General features: G+C 67.2%; 8 protein-coding genes. 4 read left to right on the forward strand and 4 right to left on the reverse strand.

What is annotated here, in order from left to right; translation table 11 throughout:
* Positions 1-270 precede the first annotated feature (270 nt).
* Positions 271-1,614, reverse strand: coding sequence for an NCS2 family permease (locus tag HY699_20605; protein MBI4518209.1), 1,344 nt, complete (start codon positions 1,612-1,614; stop codon positions 271-273).
* Positions 1,615-1,724: 110 nt separating this feature from the next.
* Here HY699_20605 and cofG point away from each other — a divergent pair, with 110 nt between their 5' ends.
* From cofG to cofE, 4 genes are read left to right on the forward strand one after another with little or no spacing between them, the layout of a single operon-like run.
* Positions 1,725-2,930, forward strand: coding sequence for a 7,8-didemethyl-8-hydroxy-5-deazariboflavin synthase CofG (cofG, locus tag HY699_20610; protein MBI4518210.1), 1,206 nt, complete (start codon positions 1,725-1,727; stop codon positions 2,928-2,930).
* Complete coding sequence (gene cofH, locus HY699_20615) at positions 2,924-4,186, forward strand: 5-amino-6-(D-ribitylamino)uracil--L-tyrosine 4-hydroxyphenyl transferase CofH (GenBank protein ID MBI4518211.1); 1,263 nt, start codon at positions 2,924-2,926, stop codon at positions 4,184-4,186. Before cofG ends, cofH begins: the two co-directional genes overlap by 7 nt.
* A complete protein-coding gene (locus HY699_20620) occupies positions 4,104-5,048 on the forward strand; it encodes a 2-phospho-L-lactate transferase (protein ID MBI4518212.1) in 945 nt (314 codons plus the stop codon). The genes cofH and HY699_20620 overlap by 83 nt, the downstream gene beginning before the upstream one ends.
* Entirely contained in the window at positions 5,045-5,797 is a 753-nt protein-coding gene (gene cofE, locus HY699_20625) for a coenzyme F420-0:L-glutamate ligase (protein MBI4518213.1), read from the forward strand. Before HY699_20620 ends, cofE begins: the two co-directional genes overlap by 4 nt.
* Before the next feature lie 344 nt (positions 5,798-6,141).
* Here cofE and HY699_20630 read toward each other — a convergent pair whose 3' ends face one another.
* The 3 genes from HY699_20630 to HY699_20640 all read right to left on the reverse strand — a co-directional run bounded on the left by HY699_20630 (position 6,142) and on the right by HY699_20640 (position 11,014).
* Positions 6,142-9,237: an efflux RND transporter permease subunit gene (locus HY699_20630; GenBank protein ID MBI4518214.1), complete on the reverse strand. Its 3,096-nt coding sequence runs from the start codon at positions 9,235-9,237 to the stop codon at positions 6,142-6,144.
* The gene (locus HY699_20635; GenBank protein ID MBI4518215.1) at positions 9,234-10,214 is read right to left on the reverse strand and encodes an efflux RND transporter periplasmic adaptor subunit; all 981 of its coding nucleotides are present in this window, start codon (positions 10,212-10,214) and stop codon (positions 9,234-9,236) included. The genes HY699_20630 and HY699_20635 overlap by 4 nt, the downstream gene beginning before the upstream one ends.
* 95 nt (positions 10,215-10,309) lie before the next feature.
* Entirely contained in the window at positions 10,310-11,014 is a 705-nt protein-coding gene (locus tag HY699_20640; GenBank protein ID MBI4518216.1) for a TetR/AcrR family transcriptional regulator, read from the reverse strand.
* Between the last annotated feature and the right edge of the window lie 359 nt (positions 11,015-11,373).

Raw genomic sequence — 11,373 nt, forward strand, 5'->3', positions numbered from 1 at the left:
CAGGCACCAAGGCTCTCTGGATCGGGCTGCCACGCATGGACGACATCGCCGAGTTCTTCAAAGTCTTTGCCAAGCTTGCTGAAGGACCCTAACATCTCACGTCACCGTGTCCAGCGAACACTTCTCGGGCAGGATCAGGTCGGCGAGAGGTGTCCGCCCCTACTTGGCTGGTGCCACCGCGGCGCTCAGCGCGGCTCACCCGCGTTTGGCGATTCGGCGTGGCCGGCCAACCGCCGGCGGCGGGAGCGAGTAGGACGGCGGCGCCCCGGCTTACATCAGGAAGGCGTAGCGAATCACAAACAGCGCCGCGAACACGTACAGCAGCGGATGTACCTGGCGGCCGCGGCCGGCGGCGAGCATCAACGCGGCGTAGGCGATGAAGCCGAAGGCGATCCCTTCGGTGATCGAAAAGGTGAACGGCATGGTCACGATCGCCAGGAATGCCGCCATCGCCGCCGGGGTGTCACTGAAGTCGACCCGGCTGATGCCGCGGATCATGAAGCTGCCGACCATGATCAGCGCCGGCGCTACGATCGGATACAGCGTCGCCTCGCCGACTCGCACCCCTTCGCCGGCCATCCGCGCCAGCGGTGCGCAGAACAACGCCGCGATGAACAAGGCGGCGGTAACCAAGTTGGCCAGCCCGCTGCGCGCTCCGGCAGCAATCCCGGCCGCGCTCTCGACGTAAGCCGTCACGGTCGAGGTCCCCAGCACCGTGCCGATAATGGTGCCGGCGGCATCGGTGGCCATCGCCTGGCGCGCGCGCGGCAGCCGGCCGTCTTGCAGAAAGCCGGCCTGCTCGGCCACCCCCACCAGCGTGCCGACCGTGTCGAACAAGCCGAGAAAGAACATCACGAAGATCACCGCCACCAAGTCGGGGCGCAACGCCGAGCGGATGTCGAGCTGGGCGAAGGTCGGGCCCAGCGCCGGTGGCGCGGCAAACACGCCGTGATACGGTACCAGCCCGAACGTCACGGCCGCGGCACCGGTGAGCACGGTGCCGATGAGAATGGCGCCGCGGTTGCCGCGAGCCACCAGCATGGCCGTCAGCAGCGTGCCCGCCGCCGCCACCAGCGTTACCGGATGGTGCAAGTGGCCGAGAGCGATGAATGTTCCCGGCGCCGGGCGCACCAGCCCGGCCCACTCGAAGCCGACCAGCGCGATCAGCAAACCGATGCCGGCGGCAATCGCGTGCTTGAGCGAATCGGGAATGATTTCCAACAAGCGCTCGCGCAGTCCGACCAGCGACAGCAGCAAGAACACCATCCCGGCAACGCAGTTGGCGCCCAGCGCCACTTGCCAGGAATAGCCCATGCCACCGGCGGCCACCGGCCCGGCCACCATGAAGGCGAAGTAGAAATTGTGCCCCATTGCCGGCGCCACCGCGATCGGATAGTTGGCCCACAGCCCCATCAGCACGGTGGCGAACGCCGACGACAGACAGGTCGCAGCCAGCACCGCCCCAGCATCCATCCCGGTGGTTGCCAGCACCGCCGGCTGCACGAAGATGATGTACGACAGCGTCACGAACGTAGTCGCCCCGCCGATCAGCTCGGTCGCCACGTCGGTGCCATTGCGACGCAAGTGAAAGAGTCGTTCCACCAGCGCTGCCATCGCCGGCTGCTTACCACAGTCGGGGCGGTCCCGGTAAGTCGAAGGCCGACGCCGTGTTGACTGCCTGATGACCCTTCCCTATAACCGCGTCGGTTTCTCACTGAGCACGCATGCAAGCCGCTGGCACCGTTGCGTGGGCTGCCCCTGACCCGCGACTGACTTCGGACGTACTCGCCGCTGCGCTGGAACGTGCCGCTGCCGGCGAGCAGGTCACTCAGACTGAAGCCGAGGTCTTGATCAACCTCGACGATCAGCGCCTGCCTGAGCTTTTCGCCGGTGCACGGCGGCTGCGCGAGCGGTACAAGGGCAGCACGGTGACCTACTCCCCCAAAGTCTTTCTGCCCGTCACCAACCTCTGCCGTGACTTCTGCGGCTACTGCACTTTTCGCAAGGATCCGAACGATCCGGAGGCCTGGACCATGATGCCGGACGAGATCCGGACCTGGTCGCGCGACGGCCGTGCTCGCGGCTGTCGCGAAGCGTTGCTGTGCCTCGGCGACAAACCGGAGCTGGTGTTCAAGTCCTACCGCACTACGCTGGCCGCGCTCGGCCACCGCACCACCATCGAGTACGTCCGGCGCGCCTGCGAGATCGCGCTCGCCGAGGGCTTGCTGCCGCACACCAATGCCGGGCTGATGACCCGAGCTGAGATGGCTAGCCTCAAGCCGGTAAACGCGAGCATGGGGCTGATGCTGGAAAGCATGAGCCCGCGGCTCTGCCAAAAAGGCGGCCCGCACCATCACGCCCCCGACAAGGACCCGGCACTGCGCCTGCAAATGATCCACGAAGCCGGCGAGCTGCAGATCCCCTTCACCACCGGCATTCTTGTAGGCATCGGCGAGACCCGCGCCGAATGCGTTACCAGTCTGCTGGCGATTCGCGCCGCGCACCAGCGCTGCGGCCACATCCAGGAAGTCATCGTGCAGAATTTCCGCGCCAAGCCGAGCAGCGCGATGGCGGTGAGCCCCGAGCCCGACACGCTCGAGCTGGCGCGCACGATCGCGGTCTGCCGCCTGCTGATGCCGGCCATGAACATCCAGGCGCCGCCCAACCTGAGCCCCTACGATCACCGCCTCATCCTCAACGCCGGGATCAATGATTGGGGCGGCATCTCGCCGCTGACGCGGGATTACGTCAACCCCGAGGCCCCCTGGCCCCACGTCGCCGCGCTGGCGGATACCTGCCGCGGCGCCGGCGCCAAACTCACACCGCGCCTGCCGATCTACGACGAGTTTATCGATCGGCCAGGCTTTCTCGATCCCGAGCTGCGGGCGCGCGTGCGCGCGTTCACGGCCGAAGGAGTCCTGCCATGTTGACCCGTCACATCCGTGAGCTGGTGAACGATCCGCGGCCGCTCGACACGGTGGTGGCCGCCGCCTCTCCGGCTACGCGTGCAATTCTCGAACGCGCGCTTTGCGCTCACGAGCTGAGCGTCGCCGAGGGCGTGCATCTGCTCGGCGTTACCGGCGCCGACTTGGCCGCACTGGTCAAGACCGCCGATCACGTCCGCGCCTGCGATGCCGGCAACGAAGTCACCTATGTCATCAACCGCAACATCAACTGGACCAACATTTGTTTCGTCGGCTGCCAGTTCTGCGCCTTTGCCCGCTTGCGCAACGACCAGGAGGCCTACAACCACGACGCCGACTACGTGCTGGACAAGGTGCAGGACGCGCTCGCGCGCGGCGCCACCGAGATCTGCATGCAAGGCGGCATCAATCCCGAAATGGACGCCTTCGAGTACCGCGACATGCTGGTGGCGATCAAAGCCCGCTTTCCGCAGATCCACATCCACGCCTACTCGCCGATGGAAATCATGTACGGCGCCCGCCGTACCGGCATGAGCTATAACGACTACATCCGCATGCTGCGCGACGCCGGCCTCGGCACCATCCCGGGCACCGCCGCCGAGATCCTCGACGACCAAGTCCGCGAAGTCCTCAGCCACAAGAAGGTGAGTGTAAGCACCTGGCGTGAGATCATCACCACCGCTCACCGCTTGGGGGTGCGCACCAGCTCGACGCTGATGTACGGCCACATCGAGCAACCCGAGCACGTCGCGCGCCATCTCGAGCTGATCCGCTCGATACAAAAAGAAACCGGCGGGTTTACCGAGTTCGTGCCGCTGCGCTTCATCCACACCTACACCAAGCTGTACCAGAAGGGGCTGGTGAATCCGCCGCCCAAGGGCGCGGTGGACTTGCGCATGTACGCCTGCGCCCGCTTGCTGCTGCGCGGCGCGATCGACAACATCCAGACCTCGTGGGTCAAGCTGGGCACCGAGCTGGCGCAGCTGACCCTGGCGGCCGGGTGCAACGACTTCGGCGGCACCTTGATGGAGGAGTCCATCTCCCGCTTGGCCGGCGCCGATGCCGGCGAGTATCTTCCCGTCGGCGAGATCCGGGCGCTGATCGCGGGCATGGGCCGCATCCCGGTGCAGCGCACCACCACCTATGGGCGGCTCGAAGCAACGGGAGCAGGCGAAAGCAATGGGCGGCAGGAAACCAGTGACCGTGCTGGCTGGCGGAGTGGGCGCGGCGCGCTTGCTGCGGGGCCTGCACTGCCTTCTTGAGCCGGCACAGCTCACCGTCATCGTCAACACCGGCGACGACGACACCTTCTTCGGCCTGCACGTCTCGCCCGACCTCGACACCGTCACTTACACGCTGGCGGGCCGAGTCGCGCCGCGGCCGGGTTGGGGGGTGCGCGGCGACTCGCTCGCCTGCCTCGGCGCGCTGGCGCGGTATTATCCCGAAACCTGGTTTCAGCTCGGCGACCAGGACTTGGCGACACACATCTTCCGCACCGAGCGGCTGCGCCGCGGCGACTCGCTGTCCACCGTCACCGGCGCAATCGCCGCGGGTCATGGCTTGCGGGTGCGGTTGCTACCGATGAGCGATGACCCCGTGCGCACCGTCGTTCACCTGCGCGGCCGCGGCCCGGTGGCGTTTCAGCGCTATCTGGTCAAAGGCGGCGGCCGCGGGCGGGTCGAACGGGTCGAGTTCGCCGGCTTGCGGCGGGCGCGGCCGGCAACCGGGGTACTGGCTGCGATCCGTGAGGCACAGATTGTGATCATACCGCCGAGCAATCCGATCGTGAGCATCGGACCGATCGTCGGGCTGCGGGGCGTGCGCCCGGCGCTGCGCACCACGGCAGCGCGCATCGCCGCGGTCAGTCCGATCGTGGGCGGAGCCCCGATCAAGGGACCTGCCCACCGTCTGCTGCGCGGACTGGGGCACGAGGTCTCACCGTTCGGTGTGGCGCAGCTCTACCGCGACTTCGTCGACCTCTTCGTCCTCGACCGGCGCGACGCGGCCCACGCACCGCGCATCGAGCGTTTGGGCATGCGCACTCTCGTCACCGACACCATCATGACGACGGCGGCGAAGTCGCGGGCGCTGGCGGCGGCGCTGCTGCAGGAGGTACAGGCGTGAGCTTCACCGTGTTCCCGGTTGCGGGCGTGCCGCTGATTCGTCCGGGTGACGACCTCGGCGCCCTCCTCACCGGCGCCATTGTCGGAGCGCAACTCGGCCCGCTCGAGGACGACATCGTCGTCGTCTGCCAGAAGATCGTCTCCAAAGCAGAAGGGCGCGTGGTGGCGCTGCCCAGCGTTACCCCCTCGCCATTCGCGCGGCAGCTCGCCGCCCTCGCCTCCGACAAGGATGCGCGCGTGCTCGAAGTGATCCTGAGCCAGACCAAGCGCATCGTCAAAATGGACCGCGGCCATCTCATCGTCGAGACCGGCCCCGGCTGGGTGTGCGCCAACGCCGGCGTCGATGAATCGAACAGTCTCGACGATGAAACGGTGATTCTGCTTCCAAGCGATCCCGATGCCTCGGCGCGCCGGCTCGCCGAGGGGATCCGCAGCCGGACTGAGCGCACCGTCGCGGTGATCATCACCGACACCTTCGGCCGCCCCTGGCGTGAGGGGCTGGTCGACTTCGCCCTGGGCGTTGCCGGCATGGAGCCGCTGCTGGACTTACGCGGCCAGCGCGACCTCGGCGGGCGCGAGCTACACCACACCGTCAATGCCCAGGCCGATGCCTTGGCCGCCGCCGCCGGCCTGGTGATGCGCAAAGGCGCCGGTATCCCGGCCGCCATCATCCGCGGTTACGAATACCACCGCGGCGACGGCGGCGGCACCAAGCTGTTGCGCGCTCGCGAGTTCGACCTCTTTCGTTGAGAGCGCAAGCTTCCACGTTGTTCGTCCAACAGAGCCGCGGCGGGCGGGTACGGGCGATGCCGCTGACGCCGCCGGCTCGGGCGCCGGTGTCGGCGTAGGGCGAGCGGTGCGCGCCGCGGCGTTCACGGTCCTGGTGGCGGCACATTTTTTCTGGCCCCTTCGCGGCTTGGCGGGTTTGCGCGAGCCATTGCTTTTCGCATCGAGGCTGATGTCCCCGCCTTCAGCGCGAGTTCCATGCGTCACCAAGGATTTTGCCGCTGCTGATCCGGCCAGCCGCCGTCAGCGGCTCGCGAATGCACCACCGAGGGGAGATCGCCGAACTGCCGGAGACAACTTCACTTGCCTCAGCGCGAGGGCTGTCCGGCGGCCTCCTGCACCGCCGCCTGCCGTTTGGGGAGCCGGAGCCGCACGGCCAGGTCCTCGAAGAGCGAATACGCCACCGGCGTGATCAGCAACGTGATGAGCAAGCAGAGCGACTGGCCGCCGATCACGACGATCGCGATGGCCTTGGCGACCTCCGCGCCGGCCCCGCGCGCGAGCGCGGCCGGAATCATGGCGACGACCAGCGAGATGGTGGTCATCAGGATCGGCCGCAGACGGTCGCGGTTGGCCTGCAGGATGGCCTGGTCTTGCGGCAACCCCGAGCGCTGCAAGGCGAGGGTGTGGTCGATCTGGAGAATGGCATTCTTCTTCACGATCCCAAACAGCAAGAGCATCCCCATCCCGCTGAACAGATTCAGCGTGTTGCCGGTGACCCACAACGAGAAGATCCCAAATGGCACCGACAGTGGGAGCGACAGCATAATGGTCAGCGGGTGGAGAAAGCTCTCGAACTGCGCCGCCAGGACGATGTACATGAAAATCACCGACAGGCTGAGCGCGACCTGAAAGCCGGTCACCGTCTCGGCGTACAGCTTCCCGCGCCCGGAGGCGGCGACGGTGTACGTGGCCGGCAAACCGAGGCCCCTGGCCTGGCGCATGATGTCGTTGAGAATGTCCCCGAAAGCGTGGCCGGGCGCGATGTTGCCGTACAAGCTGATCTGACGCTGGCGGCTGTGGCGGTTGATGTGCGACGGGCCGGTGCCGGCGCGGAACTCGACCAGGTTGTCCAGCCGGACGCGACCGACCTTGGCCGAGGGCACCGTCAGCTCTGCCAACTGCGCCACGCGCTCGCGGTCGCTGGCCACCAGCCGGAGCCGGACGTCGTAGAGCTCGCCGGCTTCCTTGTATTGAGTGATGACATCGCCGGCGATCAAGGTGCGCACGATACCGGCAATGTCGGCCACCTGGACGCCGAGATCGGCGGCCTTGTCGCGGCCAATCGCGAGCTGGACTTCGGGCTTGCCTGCCACCGCACTGCTGTCGATGTCGACCACGCCCGCTGTCTGCTCCATGATCCGCCGCACTCGGGCGGCGGCGCGGTCGATCTCGCTCTGATCGGGTCCTCGGATGTCGATTCGCAGCTCCGACCCGCCGAACCCACTGCCGCTCACGGGCGGCGGATTGTCAACCGTGACCCGCACCCGCGAACGGAAGCGTTGGAGGCGATCTCGCACGTCCTGCATCACCGCGAACTGCTCCCGCGGGCGCGCGTGCTGGTCGTGCAGCACGACGAAGATCTGCGCCTGAGTGATGTCGTCGCCGGCCGTGCCGCCGACGGTCGTCAGCAGGCCGCGAATCTCCGGCAACGCACGAATGGCGGCCTCCATGTCGCGCAGGATGGTGTCGATCTGCTGCAACGACGAGCCCTGGGGAAGTTTGAGGTTCACTTCGAACTCGCCGCGATCGTCCTCGGGCATGAACGCACCCCCGGCGCGCCGCGCCAGATACGGCGTCGCGGCAATCAGCGCGAGCGCCACCAGGACCAACACCCCGCGGTGCCGCATCGACCAGCGCAGGAGTCGCATGTACCCGCGGTCGATGGGGTCATAAAAGCGGGACTCCCGCGAGCGCTCCCCGCCACGACGGGTGCGCAGCAGCCGGGCCGACAACGTGGGAGTGAGCGTGAACGCCACCAGCCACGAGACGATGATGGCAAACGCCAAGGTCAACCCGAAGCCCTTCAAAAACTGGCCGACGACGCCGGTGATGAAGGCCACGGGGACGAACACGACCGCGAGCGAGAGGGTGGTGGCACTGACCGCCAAGCCCACCTCAGCCGTCGCCGCCGAGGCGGCTTGAAAGGCTGTCAAGCCCTTCTCTTCCATGAACCGCCAGATGTTCTCCAGCACGACGATGGCGTCGTCGATGACGATGCCCACCGCCAAGGTGAGCGCCAGCAGCGTCACGCGATTAAGGCTGAAGCCGGCCGCGTACATCACGGCAAACGTGGCGATGATGGAGGTCGGAATGGCGACCGCCGCGATCAACGTGGCGCGCAGGTTGCCCATGAACACCAGCACCACGATGCTGGCGAGGATGGCGCCCAGGACCATGTGCTGTTGCACTTCCTCCACCGCGTTGCGGATGAACGCCGACCAGTCGCGGGTGATGTCGAGCTGTACGCCAGCCGGCAAAGTGGCCGTGAGCGCGGGCAGGCGCGCCCGGATCGCATCCACCACGGCGACGGTGTTCGCGCCGCTTTGCTTGCGAACGGAGAGCGTGACGGCGTTGGTGCCGTTGTAGCGCGACACGCTGCGCGGTTCGACGATCCCGTCCGTGACCGTGCCGAGGTCTCGGATGCGCACGGGCTTCCCGTCACGATTGGTGACCTGGATGTCGGCAAAATCGGCGACGCGCTCGACGCGGCCCCGGGTGCGCACCGCGGTCTCCTGCGGACCGGTCACGAGCCGCCCACCGGGCACCTCGACGTTTTGCATGGCGACGGCGTGGGCGACCTGCGGTGCCGTGAGCCCATACGCATTCAGCTTGGTTGCCTGCACGGCCACCTGGATCTCCCGCTCGCGCCCGCCGACGAGTTTGATGGCCCCCACTCCCAGCACGCTTTCCAGGGGTTCCTTGATCCGTTTCTTGGTGATCTCGGTCAGCTCCTTCAGCTCGCGGCCGCCGCTCACCGTGAGATACATGATGGGCGTCGCGTCGATGTCGAACTTGTCGACCACCGGCGGGTCGGTGCCCTCGGGAAGCTGGGCGACGATGGCGGCCACCTTGTCGCGCACGTCTTGGGCCGCCGCGTCGAGCGACCGTTCCAGATGAAAGAGCACGAGCACTTGGGACACCCCCTCGATGCTCACCGAGCGCATCTCGTCGATCCCGCTGATGGTGTTGATCGCTTCCTCGATCGGCTTGGTGACCCGCGTCTCGATTTCCTCCGGGCCCGCACCGACCAGCGTCGTCGTCACCGTCACCGTAGGAATCTCGACCCGCGGGAAGAGGTCGACGCCGAGCCGACGGTAGCAGAACCATCCCAGGACGAGCAGCGTCCCCACGAGCATGCTGGCGAACACCGGGCGCCGGATGCAGAGGTCGGCGAGGATCATGACGTGCCCGCCGGGACGGCGCGCACCGCAGTGCCATCGGTAAGGCGCTCGAGATGCGAGACGACGACGGTCTCCCCGGCGTGGATGCCATCGAGGATCACGACCTCCTCGCCCAGGTCGCGGCCCGGCGACACGGTGCGGGCCTCGACGCGGCCGTCGTCACGAATGACAAAGGCGCGCTGCGTTCCGGCAAAGCTGTCGATGGCGGCGCGCGGCACGACGACCGCGTCGTACATGCCGAGATCGATGCGCGCCTTGGCGAATTGTCCGGGCTTCAAGCGGGCATCGGGATTGGCCACCGTGCTTTCGACGGGCAGCGTACGGGTCGCGCCGTCGAGCGTGGCCCCTACACGCGTGACGGTCGCGGCAAACTGCTCGCCGGGAAACGCCTCCAGTTCCACCGTCGCCGAGAGCCCCTCGCGCATGGCCGCGGCGAAGCGCTCGGGCACATCGAGCCGCAGTTTGAGCGGATCCACAACGACGAGTTCCATGACCGGTGCGTAGGCGGTGACATACTGCCCGACGGCAACATGGCGGGCAGCAACGAATCCGGTAACCGGCGAGCGCAGCGCCGTATCAGCGAGGTGTTTTTCGGCCAGCGCCAACTGCTTCGCCGCGGCATCGCGGTTCGCCTCGGCCATCCGCCACTCGCTCACCGCCCGGTCGAACTCCTGTTCCGAGATGACCTGCTGCCGGTGCATGGCAGTCGCCCGCTTGTGAGCGGTGCGCGCCTGCTCGCACGCGGCGGCCGCCTGCGCCAATGCCGCGCGGGCTACGTCGGCGCGCAGTGCGGCCTCGCGGCTGTCGAGGTGCAGGAGGAGGGCATCGCGCGCGATGCGGTCTCCGAAGTCCACCAGGACTTCCGCGACCGTGCCGCCGACCTCCGCCGAGATGACGATCCGGTCGCGCGGGTTGAGTGAGCCCACGAGCTCGATCGTGTTCGCGATCGGCGCGGTGCGTGCGATCGCCGCTTGCACTTCGAGGGTGGTGCCGGGCAGCGGCGTGCTGTCGACTGGCCCGTTCGCGCAGGCGCAGAGCAGAGCGAGATACCCGCCGAGAAGGATGACGCGATTCATCTGCGTCGCGTTCCCGGCCGAGATCGCACGCGCGACGATTTCGCCGCCGCTGACATACCGAGCAGGCGCGCGATCAGTGCATTGGCGCGCGCGATCTCGTCGTCCAGACCCGCGCGCGCATTGCCGGTGTGCCGCCGCGTGAGTAAGCCGTTGAGCACGCCCATGGCCGCGGCGGCCAGACGGGTCGGATCATCATCAGCGGCGGCGTAGGCCCCCTGCCGCACGGCCACACCGACGAGCGAGGCAAGCAATTCGAGAAGCTCCTGGTACTTGGCGAACGACCGCTCGCCCAGCGATGAACGGATGTGCCAGGGAAAGCCGTGCGTGGCCCCGACGTAGATGCGGAACGCCGCTTGATGGGCATCGAAGTAGCGAAAGATCGCCTCGACCAATCGCTCGACTTGCGCCCGCGGTGTCGATCCGGTGCGCGCGAACGTCCGGACCTGCTCGAAGCACTCGTTCTGGCGATACTCCACCAGGGCGGCGAAGATGGCCTCCTTGCTGCCGAACATGTTGTAGAGGGTGGCAATCGCGACCTCGGCGCGCGCGGCGATCTCCTCGATGGACGCCCCCTGAAAACCGCGGGCGGCAAAGACCTCCTCGGCCGCTTCCAGAATCAGGCGGCTGCGGAATGCTCGTTCGCGCTCGCGACGCAAGATCGGCGCCGGGCTGGCCGGCCGAACAGCGGATCGCGCACCCATCGTCGAAGTTATTACCATTCGGCAGAATTTAATTCTAGAGCGAATAGTCCGCTTCTCTTCCCGGACCGCCGAGGCTCGCCAGCGCTCCAGCGTCTCAGTGGGCCATGGACGTCAGCTCCTTCCATTCGGATCCGCACGGCCACCAGGTTTCCCTCTTGCGGGAGAAGGTGAGGGTGAGGGGTTGCTCGCACATGACCCTCACCCCAGCCCTCTCCCAGGGGCTGACCCTGCCCGACTTGTGGCCTCTGGACACGGAGGTTGGATTGCGGTAGACGTACATGCGTGACGGCGGTGGTGGAAGCGGCGGGGTTGGTTTTTCCGGTCGGTGCGATCGATGCGATTCGCATGCGCATCGAGGC

This window comes from Deltaproteobacteria bacterium, assembly GCA_016210005.1.
Classification (GTDB): Bacteria; Desulfobacterota; Binatia; order HRBIN30; family JACQVA1; genus JACQVA1.

Excerpts from the sequence above, each read along its gene's own strand:
- cofH (MBI4518211.1), top strand. The coding sequence starts at position 2,924 with ATGTTGACCCGTCACATCCGTGAGCTGGTGAACGATCCGCGGCCGCTC.
- HY699_20640 (MBI4518216.1), bottom strand. The coding sequence starts at position 11,014 with ATGGGTGCGCGATCCGCTGTTCGGCCGGCCAGCCCGGCGCCGATCTTG.
- HY699_20630 (MBI4518214.1), bottom strand. The coding sequence starts at position 9,237 with ATGATCCTCGCCGACCTCTGCATCCGGCGCCCGGTGTTCGCCAGCATG.
- cofG (MBI4518210.1), top strand. The coding sequence starts at position 1,725 with ATGCAAGCCGCTGGCACCGTTGCGTGGGCTGCCCCTGACCCGCGACTG.
- HY699_20620 (MBI4518212.1), top strand. The coding sequence starts at position 4,104 with ATGGGCGGCAGGAAACCAGTGACCGTGCTGGCTGGCGGAGTGGGCGCG.
- HY699_20605 (MBI4518209.1), bottom strand. The coding sequence starts at position 1,614 with ATGGCAGCGCTGGTGGAACGACTCTTTCACTTGCGTCGCAATGGCACC.